Origin of the sequence: Glycocaulis abyssi, assembly GCF_041429775.1 — a bacterium.
Lineage (GTDB): Bacteria > Pseudomonadota > Alphaproteobacteria > Caulobacterales > Maricaulaceae > Glycocaulis > Glycocaulis abyssi.
On sequence record NZ_CP163421.1, the window covers coordinates 2729171 to 2749647 of the forward strand.

The 20477-nt window shown below is 65.5% G+C and carries 20 protein-coding genes; 4 read left to right on the forward strand and 16 right to left on the reverse strand.

Features of this window, described 5'->3' with window-relative positions; all coding sequences use genetic code 11:
• Positions 1 to 3: 3 nt before the first annotated feature.
• The 3 genes from AB6B38_RS13240 to argH all read right to left on the reverse strand — a co-directional run bounded on the left by AB6B38_RS13240 (position 4) and on the right by argH (position 4181).
• Positions 4 to 2442: a DUF4175 domain-containing protein gene (locus tag AB6B38_RS13240; RefSeq protein WP_371393364.1), complete on the reverse strand. Its 2439-nt coding sequence runs from the start codon at positions 2440 to 2442 to the stop codon at positions 4 to 6.
• Positions 2443 to 2531: 89 nt separating this feature from the next.
• Positions 2532 to 2756, reverse strand: coding sequence for a lipoprotein (locus AB6B38_RS13245; protein ID WP_371393365.1), 225 nt, complete (start codon positions 2754 to 2756; stop codon positions 2532 to 2534).
• Positions 2757 to 2759: 3 nt separating this feature from the next.
• Positions 2760 to 4181, reverse strand: a complete 1422-nt coding sequence (argH, locus tag AB6B38_RS13250) for an argininosuccinate lyase (RefSeq protein WP_371393366.1) — start codon at positions 4179 to 4181, stop codon at positions 2760 to 2762.
• 30 nt (positions 4182 to 4211) lie between these two features.
• Here argH and AB6B38_RS13255 point away from each other — a divergent pair, with 30 nt between their 5' ends.
• Positions 4212 to 4820, forward strand: a complete 609-nt coding sequence (locus tag AB6B38_RS13255) for a TlpA family protein disulfide reductase (protein ID WP_371393367.1) — start codon at positions 4212 to 4214, stop codon at positions 4818 to 4820.
• Between the two features lie 146 nt (positions 4821 to 4966).
• Here the strand turns inward: AB6B38_RS13255 and AB6B38_RS13260 are convergent, their stop codons facing one another.
• From AB6B38_RS13260 to AB6B38_RS13285, 6 genes are all read right to left on the reverse strand, one after another.
• Positions 4967 to 5482 carry a hypothetical protein gene (locus tag AB6B38_RS13260; protein ID WP_371393368.1) on the reverse strand — a complete coding sequence of 172 codons (516 nt, stop codon included), beginning with the start codon at positions 5480 to 5482 and terminating at the stop codon, positions 4967 to 4969.
• 166 nt (positions 5483 to 5648) lie between these two features.
• Complete coding sequence (locus AB6B38_RS13265) at positions 5649 to 6590, reverse strand: electron transfer flavoprotein subunit alpha/FixB family protein (protein WP_371393369.1); 942 nt, start codon at positions 6588 to 6590, stop codon at positions 5649 to 5651.
• 2 nt (positions 6591 to 6592) lie between these two features.
• Complete coding sequence (locus AB6B38_RS13270) at positions 6593 to 7342, reverse strand: electron transfer flavoprotein subunit beta/FixA family protein (RefSeq protein WP_371393370.1); 750 nt, start codon at positions 7340 to 7342, stop codon at positions 6593 to 6595.
• 192 nt (positions 7343 to 7534) lie between these two features.
• Positions 7535 to 8137: a YceI family protein gene (locus AB6B38_RS13275; RefSeq protein ID WP_371393371.1), complete on the reverse strand. Its 603-nt coding sequence runs from the start codon at positions 8135 to 8137 to the stop codon at positions 7535 to 7537.
• Positions 8138 to 8267: 130 nt separating this feature from the next.
• On the reverse strand, positions 8268 to 8840 hold the full coding sequence (locus AB6B38_RS13280; protein ID WP_371393373.1) for a cob(I)yrinic acid a,c-diamide adenosyltransferase: 573 nt from the start codon (positions 8838 to 8840) through the stop codon (positions 8268 to 8270).
• A 23-nt stretch (positions 8841 to 8863) separates the two neighbouring features.
• Positions 8864 to 9070 carry a twin transmembrane helix small protein gene (locus tag AB6B38_RS13285; protein WP_371393374.1) on the reverse strand — a complete coding sequence of 69 codons (207 nt, stop codon included), beginning with the start codon at positions 9068 to 9070 and terminating at the stop codon, positions 8864 to 8866.
• 220 nt (positions 9071 to 9290) lie between these two features.
• On the opposite strand from AB6B38_RS13285, the gene AB6B38_RS13290 reads away from it, so the two are divergent.
• Positions 9291 to 9917 carry a TetR/AcrR family transcriptional regulator gene (locus AB6B38_RS13290; RefSeq protein ID WP_371393375.1) on the forward strand — a complete coding sequence of 209 codons (627 nt, stop codon included), beginning with the start codon at positions 9291 to 9293 and terminating at the stop codon, positions 9915 to 9917.
• On the opposite strand, the gene AB6B38_RS13295 is transcribed toward AB6B38_RS13290, so the two are convergent.
• Positions 9892 to 10863: a DMT family transporter gene (locus AB6B38_RS13295; protein ID WP_371393377.1), complete on the reverse strand. Its 972-nt coding sequence runs from the start codon at positions 10861 to 10863 to the stop codon at positions 9892 to 9894. The two genes, AB6B38_RS13290 and AB6B38_RS13295, sit on opposite strands and share 26 nt — an antisense overlap.
• Positions 10838 to 11749: a tRNA glutamyl-Q(34) synthetase GluQRS gene (gene gluQRS / locus AB6B38_RS13300; RefSeq protein WP_371393378.1), complete on the reverse strand. Its 912-nt coding sequence runs from the start codon at positions 11747 to 11749 to the stop codon at positions 10838 to 10840. The genes AB6B38_RS13295 and gluQRS overlap by 26 nt, the downstream gene beginning before the upstream one ends.
• 113 nt (positions 11750 to 11862) lie before the next feature.
• Between gluQRS and AB6B38_RS13305 the strand changes: the two genes are divergently transcribed.
• Positions 11863 to 12537: an alpha/beta hydrolase gene (locus AB6B38_RS13305; protein ID WP_371393379.1), complete on the forward strand. Its 675-nt coding sequence runs from the start codon at positions 11863 to 11865 to the stop codon at positions 12535 to 12537.
• 157 nt (positions 12538 to 12694) lie between these two features.
• Here AB6B38_RS13305 and AB6B38_RS13310 read toward each other — a convergent pair whose 3' ends face one another.
• Positions 12695 to 12826, reverse strand: a complete 132-nt coding sequence (locus tag AB6B38_RS13310; RefSeq protein WP_371395114.1) for a hypothetical protein — start codon at positions 12824 to 12826, stop codon at positions 12695 to 12697.
• Between AB6B38_RS13310 and AB6B38_RS13315 the strand changes: the two genes are divergently transcribed.
• On the forward strand, positions 12813 to 13379 hold the full coding sequence (locus tag AB6B38_RS13315) for an HNH endonuclease (RefSeq protein ID WP_371395108.1): 567 nt from the start codon (positions 12813 to 12815) through the stop codon (positions 13377 to 13379). The genes AB6B38_RS13310 and AB6B38_RS13315 overlap by 14 nt on opposite strands.
• A gap of 8 nt (positions 13380 to 13387) precedes the next feature.
• On the opposite strand, the gene AB6B38_RS13320 is transcribed toward AB6B38_RS13315, so the two are convergent.
• Genes AB6B38_RS13320 through AB6B38_RS13335 form a run of 4 tightly spaced genes read right to left on the reverse strand, consistent with a single transcriptional unit; the run spans position 13388 to position 20470 of the window.
• Positions 13388 to 14728, reverse strand: coding sequence for a mechanosensitive ion channel family protein (locus AB6B38_RS13320; protein WP_371393381.1), 1341 nt, complete (start codon positions 14726 to 14728; stop codon positions 13388 to 13390).
• Between the two features lie 50 nt (positions 14729 to 14778).
• A complete protein-coding gene (locus AB6B38_RS13325) occupies positions 14779 to 16833 on the reverse strand; it encodes a hypothetical protein (protein WP_371393382.1) in 2055 nt (684 codons plus the stop codon).
• The gene (locus AB6B38_RS13330) at positions 16830 to 19583 is read right to left on the reverse strand and encodes a DUF4159 domain-containing protein (RefSeq protein ID WP_371393384.1); all 2754 of its coding nucleotides are present in this window, start codon (positions 19581 to 19583) and stop codon (positions 16830 to 16832) included. The genes AB6B38_RS13325 and AB6B38_RS13330 overlap by 4 nt, the downstream gene beginning before the upstream one ends.
• A complete protein-coding gene (locus tag AB6B38_RS13335) occupies positions 19583 to 20470 on the reverse strand; it encodes a DUF58 domain-containing protein (protein ID WP_371393385.1) in 888 nt (295 codons plus the stop codon). The genes AB6B38_RS13330 and AB6B38_RS13335 overlap by 1 nt, the downstream gene beginning before the upstream one ends.
• Positions 20471 to 20477 lie beyond the last annotated feature (7 nt).

A 20477-nucleotide genomic window follows, 5' to 3' on the forward strand; every position in this document is an offset into this window, starting at 1 on the left:
GCGCTAGAACCTGTCCAGCAGGCGTTCGATATAGGCGCGTTCTTCGGGGGTGAGTGACCCGTCACCGGCCCGGCGGCGCAGCTCTTCGAGTATGTCGCGCGCGCGCTGGCGCTCCATCTCGGATGGCACTTCGGTGTCCCCGCCAACGCCGCCGCCATCCGTATCGCGGCCCAGCGGATCGCGGTCGGCCTGACCGCGCCCATTGGCCTCGTTTTCCGCCTGCAATCTCTCGGCTGTTTCGGCAGCGCCTTCGCGCAGGGCGCTCAGGGCCTCATCCTGCGCGGCCAGCGCCCCTTCGCCGTCGCCGCGCTGCAGGGCGCGGCTGGCTTCGTCCATCTGGCGGGCGGCTTCATCAAAGGCGCGCTCGCCCTCTTCGCTCATCCCGTCAGGCATGTTCTCCAGCAGCTCGGCCAGGCGCCCGCGCAGGCCCTCCTGCCGCTCGGCCAGAGCGCGGCCCTCCTCGCCCTCGCGCCCTTCAGCCAGATCACCAGAGCGGGACTGTTCGTAGGTCTCATCGGTCAGGCCGCGCTGCTCGCCAATGACCTCGCCCAGCTCTTCGAGCGCTTCACGCAAGGCGCGTCCCAGCGCGCTTTCGCTCTGGCCCTGACCGCTCCCGCCCGCCATGATCTGCATATTGCGCAGAAGCTCGGCGAGCTGGGCCAGTGCGCGGCGCGCGCCTTCAGTATCGCCCAGCTCCGTCGCCTCGCGCAGCGCATCGAGCAATTCCTGCAGCATGTCCGCGTTCAGATCCATGCCCTGACCGCCGCCACTGGCGAGCTGGTCAGATTGCATCGCTTCGCGCATGAGCGCTGCGATATAATTGCGTGTGGCTTCCTCGAACTGCTCGAACAGGGCCGCCAGTTCCATCTCGTCGGCCCCGCGCGCCAGGGCATCGGAGAGTGCGCGTTCGGCCGCTCTGAGAGCCGCTTCGGCGTCTGCCAGCGTGCCGAGCTCGGCGCGCAGGGCGATCTGCCAGAGATCTTCCTCGATATGGCCGAGCTCATCGATTTCGCGGGCCCGGCGCACCTGATGCATGGCGGTGCGAAGCCCCAGAAACACGATCCGGTCGTCAAAATGGCTGGCCGGTGCATCGCCCAGCGCGTCGAGGGCGCGTGCGAGGCGCTGCACGCTCTCCGGCGCGCGTTCCAGGCGCAGGTCCGGCTCGTCATCCAGCCAGGGCCAGTACGGGTCTGCGCTCCGGCGGGGATGGGTATCGGGATAGGGTGCGTAATCGCCCAGACCATCCAGAAACAGCCGGCGTTCATAGGCGACCGCGCGGGCCATGGCGTCGAGGAAGAGGCGCTGCGGCAGGCGTAAGCCTATCGGTCCGGTCACGCCGGACTGACCCGCCCCGTCAATGCCCTCCATCCGCACCAGAACGCGTTCACCGGCAAGGACATGGCGCGCGGTTTCCACCGTGGCGCGATAGCGGTTTTCCCCGCGTGTTGGCATGACCGCGCCGGGGGGAATGTCGATGGTGTCCCAGCTATCGTCCGGCGGATTGGTCTCGCCGCCGGGATCGCGCGCGAGCTGCAGCCGGTAGTGCTCGATGCCGTAATCATCGACCGCGCTGAATTCCAGAATCAGCCGGCCCTGACCGTCGCTTTCCGGTTCGGCCACCAGCGCCAGCCGTGGCGGCGTGTCCTCTATCACCTCGAGGTCAAGACGCTCCCTGAACGCGCCGCTGCGCACCATGATGGCGCTGTCCTCATCGACGGTGATGTGCAGCTGGTGAACGCCGGGGCCGATTTCCTCAATCAGCGCTTCGCCGCCCGATATACGCGGCTGGCGGGCAAGGCCGGTAATGCGTGCGGCCAGTACCGATCCTTGCGGCACGCGTGCCTCGCGCCGTTCGCGCAAAAACTGCACGGGCCTGCCGGTATAGTCCGGCGGTTCTATCCAGAATTCGGCCACGGCCCGCTCACCGCCGCCCGCCAGAGGCGTTGGCGAAAAGGCGTCAGACAGCCGTACCCCCGCCATATCGCCTGCGTAGGCAAAAGCGGTGAGCAATACGATGGCGGCGCTGATGCGGGCGCCATACGTATCAAGCGTGGCCCAGGCAGCGCGTGGACGCCGGGTGCGCGCCTGGCGCAGGGCCTCGCGCATCCGGCCTCTATGGGCCAGCCAGAGCATACTCTCGCCGGTTGCCGGTTCGTCCTCCATGGCTTCGAACGGGCGGCCCGAAAGCCCGCTATCGGCTTCGACACGCCGGTGGGCGTCGCTCCGCTCCGGCCAGCGAAAGGTCCGCACGGCAGGTGTGGCGAAAGCCGCGCCCAGTGCCAGCAGGCCCAGCGCCAGGACGGCCCGCCACGGATCGCCCATGCGCTCGACCAGTCCGCCCAGCGCCAGCACGCCATAAAGCGCCAGCATGGCCGCCGGCCAGGCAAGGACCGGCGCGGCGCGCTCCCACAACAGGGTGAGGCGGGCAAGATGTACGGCCAAGGGTGTCATCGCGCTGGCGAGCCTAACGCGCCAGCAGGCACGGCGCATCCGCGACATGCACCAGAGCCAGGTTCAGCAAACGGCGCTGGCTATTCGTCGTCGAACGGATCGTCGCCGGGTATCCGGGGCAGGCGCTGCTCGGGGCGTTCGCCGTCCAGCACGCTGTCATCCTCGCCGGGTACACCGTCCTGTACCGGCACGTCCTGCGGGTCGCCCCATATCGGGCCGGGGCGCTCGAGCGCACCGCGATTGCCGCAGGCGGCAAGGCTTGTTGCCGCCACGCACACTGCAAGGGTCACGATTGTGGCTTTCATGGCTTACTCCTGTGCCAGCCGCTCGGCCCACAGCGCGCATTGTTCGCGAACGCGTACCGGCGCTGTGCCGCCATAGCTGGTCCGGCTTTCCATAGATGCCCGGGCAGTGAGCACGTTGAAAACCGCCTCGTCAACGCGCGGCTCGATGGCCTGGAAGACCTCAAGCGGCAGCTCAGACAGTGAAACACCGCGTGCCTCGGCTTCTTTCACCACACTGCCTGCAATGTGGTGGGCATCGCGGAAGGGCAGGCCCAGCTCGCGCACCACATAGTCGGCCAGATCGGTGGCATCGGAATAGGCTTCACCGGCCGCCTCTTCCATGGCTTCGCGGTTGAAGGACAAATCAGCGGTCATGCCCGCCATCGCCGCTATCGCCAGTTCCAGATCATCAAAGGCGGTGAAGACCAGCGCCTTGTCCTCCTGCATATCCTTTGAGTAGGCGAGCGGCAGGCCCTTGCATACGATGATGAGGCCCTGCAGCGCGCCGGCAATGCGTCCCGGCTTGGCCCGCACCAGCTCGGCGGCATCGGGATTGCGCTTTTGCGGCATGATGGACGAGCCGGTCGAGAAGGCGTCGGTAAGCTTTGCAAAGCCGAAACGGCGCGAGGTCCACAGGACAATCTCTTCGGCAAAACGGGAGAGATTGACGGCTGCAATCGTGGCCGCGCTCAAAGCTTCCAGCGCGAAATCACGCGAGGATACGGCGTCGAGCGAGTTGGCCATGGGCCGGTCAAAGCCGAGCGTCTTTGCCGTCATCTCCCGATCAATCGGAAAGGCGGTGCCAGCCAGCGCGGCGGCGCCCAGCGGGCTTTCATTGAGACGCGCGCGGGCATCGGCAAACCGGCCGATATCGCGTTCTGCGGCCTCCACCCAGCACAGCAGATGGTGGCCGAGGCTGACCGGCTGGGCGGTCTGCAGATGGGTGAAGCCGGGCATCACCCAGTCTGCATGGGCCTGCGCCTGCGTCACAAGCGCGCGCTGATAGGCGCGAAGCCCGTCTTCCATGCGCGCGCAGGTCTCACGCAGCCAGAGCCGGAAATCGGTGGCCACCTGATCGTTGCGCGAGCGGGCGGTGTGCAGCCTGCCTGCCGGTGCGCCAATGCGCTCCTTCAGGGCTGCCTCGATATTCATGTGCACGTCTTCGAGCGCCGGCGACCAGGTGAAGTTTCCGGCGCGGATATCGGCGCGGATCGTCTCCAGCCCGGCAGAAATGCCGCGGGCATCCTCACTTGAAATTATGCCGCATGCGGCCAACATCGCTGCGTGGGCCAGGCTGCCGTCAATATCCTGCTCTGCGAGGCGCTGATCGATATCCACCGAGGCGTTGATGGCTTGCAAGATTGCAGACGGGCCGCCAGAGAAGCGTCCACCCCACATATCGGTGCCAGAGCCGGGCCGGGATTTCGGGGTATCAGACGTGCTCATGGGCTAATCGGACCTTCTGGAAGGAAAGACATGTTTGAACGTTTCGGGGCCTTTCTCAAAGCCCGTGGCCTCACTAGCGCGATTATCGCGGCAGCGATACTCGGCCTTGCCGGGTTTCTATACGTGATTTCCACCGCGCTTGTCAGTTCTCCGCCCGGCCCGCTCGACAGCTATGCGCGCGGTGAGATGAGCCAGTTTGTCACGCTGAACGAGGCGCCGCCCCAGCCGCTGGGCCGCATCATTACCGGCGAGGGTGAGGAGATGACGCTGGCGGACCGGCGCGGCGGGCTGGTGCTGGTCAATTTCTGGGCCACCTGGTGCGCGCCCTGCGTGGTGGAAATGCCAGAGCTGGACGCGCTGCAGGCAAGGCTCGGCTCGGAGGATTTCGAGGTGATGGCGATTTCCATGGACCGGACCATGGACGAGGCCCGCCGCTTCTATGAGGAAAACGCTCTGGAGCATCTGGCGCTCTATCACGATCCCGCGCTTCGCCTGGCCATGGCAGCAGGCTCGCGCGGCCTGCCCACCACCATTCTATATGACCGCCATGGCGGAGAGATTGGCCGTCTGACGGGCGAAGCGGCCTGGGCCAGCGATGACGCCATCGCCCTCATAGAGGCCGCGCTGGAGCGGTATTAGGGGGCAACCTCCATCTCTCACCTCGTCACCCCCACGCAGGTGGGGGTCCAGAGATCGAAGGGCGAAGGCAGTCGCCTACCAGCTCTGGGTTCCCGCCTGCGCGGGAACGACAAGAGAGAAGCAGCAATGATGGAGGGGTAGCGCCCCTACTTGTCCTTCTTGGCCTGAGCCTTCTTGATCTGCTGGCTGACCCGGCCAACCTCGCGCGGATCGGTGATCTGCTGGTTCTTCTTGCTGGGTTTGGCCTTCATGCCCTTGTCAGCGGTCTTGCTGGCGGGGCGTTTGGGCGCGGAGGCAGCTGCTTTCATTTCCATGGCGCGCTTCATGCCCGAAGCGGTGGCGTTGCGGGCTGAGAGCTGCTGGCGGCGCGTCTGCTCGGAATTGAGGCGTTTGAGCGCCTGGGCGAGCACCGCCATTTTCTGCTTGGTACCGGCATTGTCGCCAGCGGGTTTTGCGCCTTGCGGCTTGGCCTTGCCGCGCATTTCCCGGCGCTGGCGCTGGCCGATTTCGCGCGCCCGGTCGCGGCGCTCACGGATCAGCTTGATCGTGCTGGACAGCTCCTTGTCATCCACGCTGGCAATATCGGGGTGGTGGGACTTTTCGACCAGAGCGGCTTCGTCCTTGTCGAGAAAACGGGCTTCGTCCTTGCGGCTGATCGCCATGAGGGCACTCCTTTGATGTTTCAGATATTCAGTATGGAACCGATAACGCCCAAAAGGCAAAGGAAGCTGCAAAGAGCGCTGCAATTTGAACCGTCTGGCTAGCGCGGCAGAAAAAAGCCCCGGAGCACGCGCTCCGGGGCTTTTTCATGTGAGAGGCGTTGAAAGCCTAGTAGCCGATCTTGGCCAGCTCTTCTTCAAACTCCGGCACGGCCTTGAACAGGTCGGCAACGAGGCCGTAATCGGCGACCGAGAAGATCGGGGCTTCCTCATCCTTGTTGATCGCGACGATCACCTTGGAGTCCTTCATGCCCGCCAGGTGCTGGATCGCGCCGGAAATGCCGACAGCGATATAAAGCTGCGGGGCGACGACCTTGCCGGTCTGGCCGACCTGATAGTCGTTCGGTACGAAGCCTGCATCCACCGCGGCCCGCGAAGCACCAACGGCGGCGCCCAGCTTGTCGGCGACTTTTTCCAGAATGGCGAAATTCTCGCCATTGCCCATGCCGCGCCCGCCGGAAATGACGATCTTGGCGGCGCCCAGCTCCGGGCGGTCGGACTTGGAGAGTTCTTCGGATACAAAGGCGGATTTTGCAGCCGCGTCGGGAGCGGAAACCGTCTCGACACTGGCAGAGCCGCCATCACCGGCCTTTTCAAACGTGGTCGGGCGCACGGTGATGACTTTCACCTTGTCGCTCGACTTCACGGTGGTCAGGGCGTTGCCCGCATAGATCGGACGCACGAAGGTGTCCGCGCTTTCAACAGCCGTGATGTCGGAGATCAGCATAACATCAAGCTTGGCTGCGACGCGGGGCATGAAGTTCTTGCCGACGGTGGAGGCCGGGGCGAGGATTGCGTCATAGCCATCAGCCACCGACAGGACGAGGCTTTCCAGCGCTTCGGCCAGCTTGTGGCCCAGCGCGTCGGATTCCGCCAGCATCACCTTGGCAACGCCGTCCACCTTGGCGGCTTCATCAGCGACGCTTTTCGCGCCCTGACCGGCCACCAGAATGTGGATGTCCCCGCCGATTTTCTTCGCAGCCGTCACGGCTGCGCGCGTGGCCTCGTTGAGCGATTTGTTGTCGTGTTCAGCAATAACGAGCGTGGCCATGATTACAGCACTCCTGCTTCGTTCTTCAGCTTGGAAACCAGCTCGGCAACCGTCTCTACCTTCACGCCGCCCTGGCGCTTGGGCGGTTCGGCCACTTTGAGCACTTCAAGGCGTGGGGTGAGGTCAACGCCATAGTCTTCCGGCGTCTTCGCATCGATGGGCTTGCGCTTGGCCTTCATGATGTTGGGCAGCGAAGCATAGCGCGGCTCATTCAGGCGCAGATCGGTGGTCACGATCGCGGGAAGGCCGAAGGACACGGTCTGCAGGCCGCCATCGATCTCGCGGGTGACTTTGAGCGTATCGCCGTCCTTTTCCACCTTGGAGGCGAAGGTGCCTTGCGGCCAGCCGAGCAGCGCGGCCAGCATCTGGCCTGTGGCATTGGCGTCATCATCAATGGCCTGCTTGCCGAGGATGACGATGTCCGGGTTTTCCTCGCCAGCAATCTTGGCCAGGATTTTCGCGACCGCCAGCGGCTCGACGGTCGCGTCCGTTGTCACGTGAATGCCCCGGTCGGCGCCCATGGCAAGCGCGGTGCGGATGGTTTCCTGCGCGCCTGCCGGGCCGATGGAGACCACAACGATCTCTTCAGCCAGCCCCTTTTCCTTCATGCGGATCGCCTCTTCGACGGCAATCTCGCAGAACGGGTTCATGGACATTTTCACGTTGGCAAGGTCGACGCCGGTCTGGTCGGGCTTGACCCGGACCTTCACGTTATAGTCGACCACCCGCTTGACGGGGACGAGGATTTTCATCGGCCGCTCCGGTTTGTCTCTGGTTGCGATTGATATGAACGGTAAAGCCAGCGCCGCGCTGATCCTTGCCGCTCATGGTGCAGGGCAAAATAGGCGCGGAAACTGCCTTCGCCCACGCGTCGTGTCAACGCAGGTGCAAAACAAATCCCCCGGACGGCTGTGCGTCCGGGGGATGATGGTCGACGGGTTGGTCTAGTCGCTGGCGACGCTCAGCTCGGTTTCGATGGAGAGCGCAATCTCGTCGGAAACAAACGGCGCGGCATATCCAAGGCCCCACTCGGAGCGGATGATGGTGCCAGATGCCGAGAAGCCGGCTGTCTGGCGCTGGTTCATCGGGTGCGGGCCGGAAAAGTTCAGCGTGACGTCCAGCGATACCGGACGGGTTTCACCCAGAAGGGTCAGATCGCCCGTCATTACGCCGGTTTCCCCATCCTCGGTCTCGAACGCGGTCGCAACGAAGCGGGCGGTCGGGAACTCTTCGACGTGGAACAGGTCACTGTGCTCCAGATGGTCTTCAAAATCGCCCTGATTGGCACCGACCCAGAAACCACCGGCCAGATTGAATGTCACGTCGACGGTGGAGTTTTCCGGCTCTTCGAGGTCGAGCAGCAGCACGCCTTCATAGTCGGTGAAGTAGATCGACTGGCGCGACATGCCCAGATGGTCCCAGCTGGCGCGGATCGCGGTGTGGGAGCGGTCAAACTCATAGGCGACCGGCTCGGCAAAAGCGGTAGCGCCCAACATCGGCGCGGTCAGGAAAGCCGCAAGCGAGGCGGCAGCAAAAACGGTCTTCATAGGGTCTGTCCCTCCATCTGGACGTGTATGGCTGCGGCCACACGCCGCAGGACCAGACATAGGGAGCGGGCAGGGGCGATTTCCAGTGCGGGGAGTGAAATACCGCGTTGCCGGAACGGAAATAGCGCGGCTACCGCGTCTTGCCGGGCACCCAGAGCACGTCGGCGCGGCCTTCATCATTGGCGACGCGCGCGGCGACGAAGAGGAAGTCGGACAGGCGGTTGAGATAGATGATGACGGCCTCGCTGACCGGCTCGCCAAGGTCTTTCAGCTCCACGGCCCTGCGTTCCGCGCGCCGGGCTATGGTGCGGGCGAGATGCAGGCGGGCAGCGGCTTGCGAGCCGCCGGGCAGGATGAAGCTTTCCAGCGGTGAGAGCTTTGCGTTGAACGCGTCAATGTCTGCTTCGAGGCGCGTGGCCTGCTGCGGCGTGACGCGCAAGGGCTCCCATTCGAGCTTTTGCCCCCTGTCCGGCACACATAAATCCGCGCCAAGGTCAAAGAGCTCGTTCTGAATGCGCAATAGCGTGTCTTTCAGCGCGCCATCTTCCAGCGCCGCTATGGCAAGTCCTATCGACGCATTGGCCTCATCGACCGTGCCATAGGCTTCCACGCGCGGATCATGCTTTGACGCGACGCTCATATCGCCGAGCCGCGTCGTGCCCTTGTCGCCGGTGCGGGTGTAGATTTTCGTCAGGCGGACCATGTGCGCGCTCCGGTCTTGCGGACCTAGCCGCCAAAAGCGCCCTTGGCCCAGAACCCGGCCACTATGACCAGAACCGCGAGAAACTGGAACAGCACGCGTGCGCGCATCAGCTTGTTTGACCAGGACCGGCCAAACTCGCCGCCCCGCATAAGTGCGTATATCCCCACACACAGGGTCACGAAGACCACCGCCATGAGGACGTACAGGAGAATATCAAGAAAACCTGCCATGCCGACTGAGATAATGCGGCGCGGATATTTTCACAATCGCGCACTGTCAGCGCCCGGTGAGGCAATTGCGCGCGGGCCAATTACACGGCCCGCGTGCGAATTGCTTGCAGTTGCAGCACAAAGCTGCTCATTTAGCGAAACTTACCACGCGCTCAGTGAACCCTGCCGGTGAACTGACGCGCTTGTCTTATTTGTAACCAAGCAGTTTCAGGCTGGCGCAATGCGTGATGATTCCGGACGGCGGCTTACCCGCCGCGATGCCCGCAAGCAGGAAACCCATAATCACGTTATCGAAGCGGCCCGTCAGGTGTTTCTTGATGACGGCTATGAGCGTGCCACGATCAAGGCCATCGCGGATGTAGCCAAGGTATCTGCCGGCACGGTTCTCAATGTTGCTCCGACCAAAAGCGCGCTTCTGATCCTGATCCTGCGCGACGAATATGAGGCGATCCGCGATTCGGTGGACCGGCTGGAGGCCGCGCTGTCGGGCAATCTGCTCGACCGGCTCAGCGCTCTGGTTCAGGTCATCATGGAGGCCCAGCTGCGCCATGAGGAGCTGTTTGCCGCTGCCATTGCGCACACCTGGCTGTGGACGGGCGACAGCTATGAGGAAGCGGCGGCCCAGATGTCTCTTGCCTGGGGAGCGGTTGAACGCCTGCTGGCCAAGGGCATCGAGAAGGGTGAGCTGCGCAACGATATAAAGCCTGCCGCAGCGGCCCGCTTCATCGAGGATTGCTATGCGGGCATTGTCAGGCGCGCGCGCGGCGAAGGGCTGGACCGGTCGACGGCTTCAGTGCTCATGCGCGCCCGGCTGGAGCTGGTTATTGAGGGTCTCGCGGCACGTTAGTTTGCCGCGCAGCACCTTTGAGCTGGGCGGCGTACAGACCGGCCAGGATGATGGCCGCGCCAATGAGCTGGATCACGCTCAGCGCCTCGTCAAAGAGGATCCAGCCTGCCGCAGCGGCCACTACCGGCTGTATCAGCAATAGCAGGGCGGCGACCGGTGCCGGGATACGCCCCAGCCCGAATATGATTGCGCCCTGTCCGCCGGCATGAACCACGACGCCCAGCAGGATCAGTGGCACCCAGCCCTGCCAGCTTTCGGGCAGTAACGGCTCGCCAAACGCGAGTGCAAGCCCCAGCGGTATGGGTGCCGCGATCAGTGTAGACAGAAAGATCACACGCGGCGCGCTGGCGCCGTCGCGCGCCTTGCGCACGGCCAGCAGATAGGCGGCATACCAGAATGCGGTCAGCACGCTGAACACATCGCCGGTCAGACGGGCGGGGTCTATGGTCAGATTGCCGCCCGCCAGCAGCGCTGCGCCGCTGAGCATGACCGCGCAGACCATGATGAAGCCGCGCGTGACCGTTTCGCGGAAGATCAGCCATGAGAACAGGGCCACCAGTATGGGTGTCAGATTGGCCAGCAGCGTGGCATTGGCCGCGGTCGTGATGTTGATGCCGACATGCCAGAAGGCCAGATCCATCGCGAAGAACACGCCTGCCAGCGCGATCAGGCGCATGCGGGGCTGTGCGGGCGGGGTGTCCTTGCCATGCCGGTGCAGTGCCAGCCAGAGCGCCAGTGCGGGCAGGGCCAGCGTCAGGCGCCAGAAGGCGGTGGCCTGCGGCCCAAGGTCGGATGCCTTGACGAGGATGGCGGCGAACCCGATCACGCATGCGCCGGCCAGTACGGCCAGCGTTCCTGCCAGTATGGCGGTACGGGAGGGCTCGGCTTTGGCGGCAGGCGCAACGGGCGGGCTGGCGGGATCAGGCATGGACAGGTGGACTTTCAATCATGTCGCCGCGCGCGGCATGTGCGCCGATAAGGCGGCGAATATCGCCCGGTTCATGGCCAGTTTCACGCAAGAGGCGCAGCGTCACGGACCGGTCGCGCTTGGCATAGCGTTTGCCATCGGGGCCGGCCAGCAAAGGGTGATGGCGATAGACGGGTTCCGGATAGCTGAGCAGGGTTTGTAACAGCCGGTGGAGGCCCGCTGCCGGGCGCAGGTCAATCCCGCGTACGATATGGGTAATGTCCTGCAGGGCGTCGTCATGGACGGCAGCGAGGTGGTAGCTGGTGCCTGCATCCTTGCGGGCAATCACCACATCGCCAAACAGGTCCGGCCGGGCGGTCTGACGGCGCTGTGTGTGTGGCGCACCGAGCGTCTCCTCGCGCCAGCCCAGCGTGTCGAACATGCTCCCCAAATGGCCCTGGCAGGCAGCCATGGACAGCCGCCAGGCATAGGGCCGTCCGTCCTCGAGCAGCCGTCTTTCCCGCGAGGGCGCCAGAGGGGTGCTGGTAAAGGCCGGGCCTTCGGGGCCTTGGGGTGCAAGATGCGGCGCGCTGGCGATCTCCGCCAGCACCTCCTTGCGGGTACGGAAGCAGCGATAGACGAGGCCGTTATCCTGAAGCTGACTGAGCGCGCGCGTGTAATCGTCCAGGTGCTCGCTCTGGCGGCGGACCGGCTCTTCCCACTCAAGGCCCAGCCATTCAAGGTCTTGAAAAATTGCCGCCTCGTATTCCGGCTTGCAGCGTTCGGTGTCGATATCCTCGATGCGCAGCAAAAATCTCCCGCCAGCGGCCTTTGCGGCATCAGATGCGCACAGCGCCGCAAAGGCATGGCCCAGATGCAGGCCGCCCGTGGGTGAAGGGGCAAAGCGGGTGACAAAGCTGGTCATGGGCGCACACCATAAGCAGATGCACGCAAACTCCGCGAGGGGGTTGTCAGCGGAGCTTGCCTGCGCATGATCGCCAGCCTTTCCCGCTCCTTGTTGCCTGGAGACCAGCCCCGATGATCCTGCTTGATGGCCCGCGTATCCCTGCGCGTTCAGGACAGGCAAAAAAGCTTGTCATCCTGTTTCATGGCTATGGCTCCAACGGCGCTGATCTGGCAGGGCTTGCGCAGCACTGGGCGGCCGACTTTCCTGATACGGCCTGGGTGGCGCCCAATGCGCCAGAGCCGGTGCCGGGCGCGCCTGGCGGGTATCAATGGTTCCCGATATCGCGTCTTGATCCGGCCGCGATGGAGGCAGGCTGCCGCATGGCCGGGCCGGTCGCCGACCAGTTCATTGCTTCCGAGCTGCGCCGCCATAATCTCACCCACGCAGACCTGGCGCTGGTCGGTTTCAGCCAGGGCACGATGCTCGCGCTCCATCTGGGCCTGCGCCAGCCATCGGCCATTGGCGGGATACTGGGCTATTCCGGCGCTCTCGCGGGCGGGGAGACGCTGAGAGAGGAAATGGTCTCCAAACCGCCCGTCATGCTGATCCATGGGGACCGCGATGATGTGCTTCCTGTCGGCTTCTCGCTACTGGCGGCGCAGCAACTGGCGGCCGCGGGGCATGGCGCGGAATTTCATATCAGCCAGGGCCTGCCCCACTCCATCGGCCCGGACGGGCTGGAGCTGGGTGCGCGCTTCCTGAAAGCAGCGCTTGCGGGGCGCTACCGCTCCGCGCTTGCCGCCTGAGCCTCCCCGCCTTCTCCAAGCAGTGGTACACTGGCCAACACAAACCTGTGGCGCGAGCGTCATAGGTCTGTTGCACGAGTTGGAGTAAAGTCCGCTCAACGTGCCGGATTTGCTGATTCGTTTGATGAATCAGGGATTGAGCGAGGGAGGTGCGTCTTCAGGACGCTTCAGCGCCATAGGCTTTGGGGTGGAAAACGCCAGACATGTGCCGGTGATGCCGGTGCGGGGCGTTGGTCAGGCCCTGCGCCGCGCTCTCATCGGGAGGCGCAGGGATGATGCGCGTGTCCAAAGTTGCGCCTGAAGATCTTCGCTGCCTGGTCCTGAATGCGGACTATCAGCCGCTCTCCTACTACCCGCTATCGACCTGGCCCTGGCAGGAAGCCATCAAGGCGGTGTTCCTTGAGCGGGTCGATGTGGTCTCGGAGTATGAGACCGCCATCCGTTCGCCTTCCTTTGCCATGCGCGCGCCCTCCGTGGTGGCCTTGCGCGATTTCGTTACCCAGGACCGGCCGCCCGCCTTCACGCGGTTCAACGTGTTTCTGCGCGATGGTTTCCAGTGCCAGTATTGCGGGTCGAAACAGCTGGACATGCTGACCTTTGACCATGTGGTCCCGCGCTCACGCGGTGGCCGTACGACATGGGAAAACATCGTGGCGGCCTGCGCGCCGTGCAATCTGAAAAAGGGCGGGCGTACACCGGAGCAGGCCCGCATGCCGATGCGCAGGGCGGCCCTGCGCCCGACCGTTCACCAGCTGCAGGGGCAGGGCCGGCGCTTCCCGCCCAAATACCTGCATGAAAGCTGGCTGGATTATCTCTACTGGGATGTCGAGCTGGAGCCGTAGGGGCAGACCTACTCCCCGCCCTTCTCGATGTGCACGCGCACCGGCCCGCGCGAATCCAGATGCACATCGCGCTGCGGGAAGGGGAACTGGATGCCTTCGGCCTCGAACGCCTTCCAGATCGCCAGCAGCACTTCGGACGAGACATTGTTCACGCCCTGCTGCGGGTCCGCGATCCAGAAGCGTACTTCCAGATCAATCGAATTATCACCGAACCCGCGCAGGAGGCAGCGTGTCTCCGGCTTGTCCAGCACACGCTCGACCGAGTTGGCGGCCTCCACGATCACCTGCATGGCATGAGGCACATCGGTGCCGTAAGCGACGCCGACCGGCTTCTTGATGCGTACCGCTTCGTCGGAGAACGACCAGTTGATCACCTTGGTGGTGATGAATTCTTCGTTCGGGATCAGGTGTTCCAGCCCGTCGCGCGTGACCACGCTGGCAAAGCGCATGCCGAGCGCGTTCACCCGGCCATAGGTCTCATCCAGCGTGATGACATCGCCCGGCTTCACCGAGCGGTCCATCAGTAGGATCAGGCCGGAAATGAGATTGGAGAATATCTTCTGCAGGCCAAACCCGATGCCAAGGCCCACCGCGCCGGAGAAGATCGCCAGCGCTGACAGATCCACGCCGGCAATCGACAGGGCGGCCGCCACTACCACGACCAGCAGCGATATCTGCACGCTCTTGGTGATGAGCAGGCGCGCGGACGGGGTCAGGGTCGGCACCTGCTCCACTCGTGCGGCGAGCAGTTTCGACAGGCGGCTGGCGACCCAGTAGAGGACGGCGAGCAATATCGCGGCCCGTACGACGGTCAGGAGCGAGATGCGGCTGTCGCCGGCATCAAAGCCCACCGAGGCGAGCAGCCCGGTCAGCGGGTCCAGCAGGCCGACAATGTTCAGCGCTGCAACGATCCAGATCAGGGTGGCTGCGGTACGCGACCAGAAGGGTTCGGCGATGAAGGCGGTCAGAATGCGGATCAGCACCCATGCGCCGGTAAGGCTGGCCGCCATGTTGATGGCGAAACTGCCAAGTCCGGCCTGATCGAACCCGATCCGGGCAAGGGTCAGGATGAGGAAGGCAATGACCGGCAGGATGAGGGAGACGATCAGTTCACGCACGCCGGAATTGATCCGCGCCATGAACTGCCAGCCAAAGGCGCGCTCGATCATGGTGCGCACCGGCGCGCGCGCGATCCAGCTGACCGCGAACACGGCGAGTATGGTGGCTGCCTGCAGGCCGATTTCCGGCGTGAGGAAGGCGTCGCGCGCCTCTACCAGCACGCCCTGCGCCCGCTCGATCAGGGCAGTCGTCCATTCAGTGGAGAAAGGAGCAGGTTCAGTTGCAGCCATATCAGGACGTTAGGCGGGGGTTCGGACGGGGGCAAGCCCGCGCGGGCGGCCTACTTGCCTTCGCGCCACCAGCCTGCGCCCAGCAGTGCCAGAATGAGGGCAGCAAGCAGCAGGCCGGGTGCCAGCGGCGTGCGCTGCGACTCCGCCACCGTATAGGCGCCATTGCGTTGGAGCCCGGCCCAGCCGGGTCCGGCCTGCAGGCCATCGGGCCGGGTACGCCGCAGGGATGGCATTTGCGGGTCTTCGCCGCCGCCCAGCATGAAGCTGCCGCCGCGTGTCGCCCGCACCAGCGGGGCCAGCGCCTCGCGCGTGACGCGCAGATCGAGATATTCGCGCGGGTTCAGCGGGCCGGCGGAGATGACGGTTGTCGCATCGCCCGAGCGCAGCCGTATTAGCCCCGCCTCATTGCCCGTCTCCGCGCTGGCGGTGAAGCGTCCGGGGCCTGCCTCGCTCATGGCGATGCTTTCCTCCCGTCCGGACGGCCAGGTGATGTCCAGATCGGCAGCTTCGTCGTCGAGTGTCGTTCGGATAGCGGTCAGCATGCCATCGGAGAGGGTGGCGGTCAGGCGCTCCTCGTCCAGCTCCGGCTCGTTCATCAGCCAGTGCGCGACGCGGCGGAACAGCTCGTCATGGGGTCCGCCGCCATCATGCCCGCGTGCCCACAGCCAGGACTGGTCGGAGAGCAGGATCGCCGCGCGCCCCTCGCCCTGCCTTGAGAGCACCAGAAGCGGGTCTCCTGACGGCGTATCCAGCACGGTTTCACCGGCCAGCGCCTGCCCGCCCACATAGCGGTACCAGTGACCCCACTCTCCCTCCTGACCGGCCAGAGGCGCGGTCACCGGATGGCGCTCGCCTGCCGTGGAGATGCGCGGACGGAAAGCACCTTCGCGCACGGCTCCCGTAGGACGGGCGGGCAGCACGCTTGCCAGCAGCGATCGTGCGATGGAATCCGGCCCGGCATAGTCCGGCCCCGCCGTAATCAGCAGCGCGCCGCCCTGATCAACATAGCGCGCGATGTTCTGGAAATAATTGGCGGGCAGTATGCCGCGCCGCCGGTAGCGGTCGAAAATGACCAGATCAAACTCATGCAGACGCAGCTCGAACAGCTCGAACACCGGGAAGGCGATCAGCGCCAGCTCATCGGGGCGTGCGCCATCGCCCCGGTCAAGCGGGCGCAAAATGGTGAAGTGCACAAGGTCCACTGACGGGTCGGATTTCAGCAGGTTGCGCCAGGCGCGCGCGCCATTATGTGGCTCGCCCGTCACCAGCAGCACGCGCAGACGGTCGCGCACGCCGGTAACGCTTACCGCAGCGCGGTTATTGATGAGCGAGAGTTCGTTCGGGCCGGGCTCCACCTCGATCTCGATCACGTTCGCGCCGCGATTTTGCACGATCGCCTCGACATTGACCGTCTCGCCAATCGTGGCGCGCGCCCGGATCGGATCACCGCCATCCAGGCGAAGGGTCAGCATCGCGGTTCCTGCCGGTGCGCCCTCATCCTCCACGCGCAGGCGGAAACGCACCGGCTCGCCGACAATGCCAAAGCGCGGTGCCTCCTCCACGATAAGGCGCCGGTCCGTGGCGCGCGGATCGCCGATGGCGAAATGGTGCAGCGGCGCATCAAGGCCGAGCGAGGCCGGGTCAGAGGGCACATCATGGACCTGCCCCTCCGACAGCATGACAATGCCCGCCAGCCGGTTTCGGGGAATATCGCCCAGCCCGCTGCGAAGCGTATCGATGAGGCGCGTGCCATCGGGCGTCGCCCCGCCTTCCACTTCGACGATGTCCAGGCTGTTATCGGCGCCGGCAAAGCGCTGCAGGGCGGCGCTGGCATTGGCGGCGTTCGCCGCGCGGTTGCCGATCTCCATCGAGGCCGAGTTATCGCGCACCACAAGGAGAATATCGCTCAAAGGATCGCGGATTTCGCGCACCAGCGCCGGATTGGCGAGCGCAGCCAGAACGGCGAGCCCGGCCAGCACCCGCCAGATCCATCCTTTAAGGCCCCGCCAGGCGGCAAAGGCAGAGGCCGCCAGCAGCGCGATGCACAGGGCGGCGAGTATCCATTGCGATACCAGCGGGGCGAGGACGAGGCTGGATGCGCTCATGGTTCCAGCGGCCGGGGCGCGCTGCGCCGGCCTCCCTGTCCGAGGCGCTCAAGGATGGCGGGCACATGCACCTGATCAGTCTTGTAATTGCCGGTGAGCGCGTACATGGCGATGTTCACGCCAACCCGGTAGGCCATCTCGCGCTGACGCTCGCCGCCCTCTACGGGCCGAAGCGGTATGCCGTTCTCGCCGCGCGCCCAGGCCCCGGCCCAGTCGGCCGATCCGATGATGATGCCCGATACCCCGTCGCGGGCCGTGCCGTCCGGATTGGACTCCACCCAGACATCGCCGCCCGCCATGCGTCCGGGCAGATCGCGCAGGAGGTAGAAGGTGCGGCCCAGCACATGGTCCTCGCCGGCGCGTTCCAGTGAAGGGATTTCCAGCCCCTGCATGACCTGTTCAAGACCGGGATGCGCGCCGCCGCGCGTGCCCGCGCCGCCATCACGCGTATCGAAAATGATCATTCCGCCGGAGCGCAGATAGGTGTTGATGCTGGCCGCTGCCGCCTCGGAGACCGGGCGGGCATCGGCGCTGACGGGCCAGTAGATCAGCGGGAAGAAGATCAGCTCGTCCTCGTCGGGGTCGATGCCGCGCGGGGCTTCCGGCTCGATGGAGCTGCGACGGGTCACTTCCGATGACAGCGCGGCCAGCCCCGCCTCGCTGATCCGGTCTGTTTCCGCGTTACCTGTGCGGATATAGCCAAAGCGTACAACCAGCGCGCGGTCGAGCGCCTCGGCGGTGTCCGCCTGGGTGTCCTGCGCCTCAAGCGCTGGCGGAGAGGCAAGCGATACGGCCAGCATGACGCCAAGCCCTGCCATGGTCCTCGATGCGCGTATCGCTGGCAGGCGTCCGGCAAAGGCCAGCGCGATGATGATATCGGCCAGCAGCATTAAGAGGGCGATGGCGAGGAGCGGGCCGGCAAGGCGCTGTTCGCGCAGCCCGTCGCGGATCTCATAGAGCGCGCCGGGCAGGTTGCGGGCAATCGGATCAAGGCGGGTGCCGGGGCCGGTGGCGTTGAGCGCCGCGTTGGCTGCGCCGAGCTGCCAGATGCCCGGCGGCGTGTCCGGCGACGGGGCGGTTGCCCCAAAATCGCTGGCGGGAATGGCACGCGGCTGGCCGGTGGGGGCGCCAAGGCGTCCAAACCCGTCCAGCGCGCGTTCAATCTGCCAGCTGCCATCACTGCCCGCGCCGCCCGCGCCAGCCCCTTCGGCCAGCGCGATCACCCGGCGCAGCATGGCCGGGAAGGTGCCGGTCAGCGGCAGGTCAGACCAGTCCGGCCCGGCGGTGACGTGAAACAGGACGATCCAGCCCTCTCCGCGCCTGTCAGCCGTGACAAGCGGGGTGCCGTCTTCCAGACGCGCCCAGACGCGGCGGTCGAGATCGGCTTCGGGCTGGGCCAGTACCTGACTGCGCACGCTGGCATCCTCGCTGACAGAGAGGCCCGCAAACGGGCTGTCATCGGCGAAGGGGGCGATGCGTTGGGGCTCTTCCCAGTTCAGTGCCCCGCCCAGCAGGCGCCCGCCTGCACGCAGCTGGACGGGCAGCAGATCATCACTGCGCGCAGCCAGACGCGGACCGGCAAAGCGGATCAACACGCCGCCGCCTTCCACAAATTCGGCCAGAGCCGGGTCTTCACTGCGGGCCGGATCGACCATGACAAGGCCGGAGGGTTCGTCTTCGAGTACCTGCTCCAGCGGCCCGCGCACCAGCTCTGCATGGGGGGCGAGGGCCTGGCTGGCATAGTGCAGATCGGACAATAGCGGCTGACGGTTATCGCCGCCTTCCGGTTCGATCAGGGCGATGCGCGGGCGCTGCCAGCTATCGTCGAGCAAATGGACCGCGCCTGCCGAGCTTACCCCTTCCAGCCGGACCGAGCGCACCCGGTTGCGCAAATCCAGCGGCAGGCGCGCCGATGCGGAGGCGGTGCTGACTGCGTCATCGAAGCGGGCTTGCGCGCGGGCAATGACCTGCCCGTCCTGGCCGATGGCGCTGACGTCAATCTGGCGTGTTGCGCCGCTGCCAGATCTCAACAGGTGCGCTTCAAACCCGTCGGCTGCCGCATTGACGCCGACCAGCGCCACAATCTCATCCTGCGCGCCGGGCAGGCTGAGTGTCAGCCGTCCACGTTCCGAGAGAGCGCGCGCAAAGGCCGCGTCACCCTCGCCGGCAATACCGTCGCCAAGCCAGCGTGTTTCGAAGCGGGAGGGCGCTGCACCGCTCTCCAGTGCGGCCAGAAGCGCGTCACGCGCTGCTGCGCGGTCAGGTACCCAGCCGTGCGGGCTTGCAGCCTCCAGCCGGGACTGGATCGTGCTGGCGGCGGTAAATTCGGGTGGTTCTGCGCTGGCGGTCAGAAGGATCGCCGCCTGCCGCCCGTCTGCCGCGGCGGCCTGTGCATAGGCGCGTGCCTGCACCAGCGTGCGCGGCCAGCTGGCCGCGCTCTGCCAGCCATTATCGACGACCAGAAGCAGCGGGGCATCAATGCTGCGCGTGTCGGCAGGGCGCCAGACCGGCTGGGCCAGCGCCAGAATAATGATGGTGGCGGCCATGAGGCGGAACAGAATAAGCCACCAGGGCGCGCTCTGCGGTGTCTGGGGCGTCTGCGCCAGACGCTGCAACAGGCGCAAGGGCGCGAAGACCACGTGGCGCGGAGCAGGCGGTGTCGCGCGCAGGAGCAACCATAAAAGCGGCAGGGCAATAAGCGCGATCAGCGCGAAAGGAGCTGCAAAACCTAACGGCCCGACGCTGAACATCAGGCGCGCTCCATCGCACGCGGCGCGAGTGCCTGATGAAGGGCCAGAACGGCTGTGCCTGCGGGCCGGTCGGTCCGGTGGGTGAGAAGCGTCCAGCCTGCCTTGCGGGCCATGGCTGTAATCGCGCCACCGTGTTCGGCCCAGACGCGCCGGTAATTCTCGCGGGCATCTTCGGCGCGGCCCAGCACAAGCGGCGCTGAATGCCCGGATGGCTCGGCAAAGCGTGTGCGGCCGGCAAAGGGGAAGTCTTCCTCTGCCGGGTCGACGATACGCAGCAATATCCCGCTTGCCCCGCTGGCATTCAGCCGGGCAAGGCGTGCGCCCCAGGTTTCGGGAGGGTCCAGAAAATCGCTGGCCAGCACGATGCGCGCATGGCGTACAATGTCAGCCTGCTCGACAGACTTGGCCGCTCCCGGCCCTTCGGCCAGCGCGCGCGCGGTGATGTCCAGCCCGGTGCGCCCGGCGCGGGCGCGCCCGGTCTCACCCAGCGCCGCGATGCGCTCTCCACCCCGGCTCAGCAAGGACGCCAGCGCCATCAGGCAGACGGCAGCGCGGTCTTTTTTCAGGGGCAGGTTTTTCGAGCCCAGCGCCATGCCGGGTGATCCATCGCGCCACAGATAGACCGCGTTGGCCGCTTCCCATTCGGTTTCACGCACAAACAGGTGCTGACCGCGTGCCGAGCGCCGCCAGTCCACAGCCTGCGCGCCGTCTTCGGTGCGGTGGCGGCGATATTCCCAGAAAGTCTCGCCATGGCCCGGCGTGCGGCGGCCATGGGTGCCAAGCGCCACGCTGGCCGCAATGCGTTCGGCCTCGGCCAGCAGGGCCGGGAAGGGCGCTGCGGCCTGTTCGGCGGCCCGGCGCAGGGCTTTCGTATGCCGGATGGTCATTCCCGCG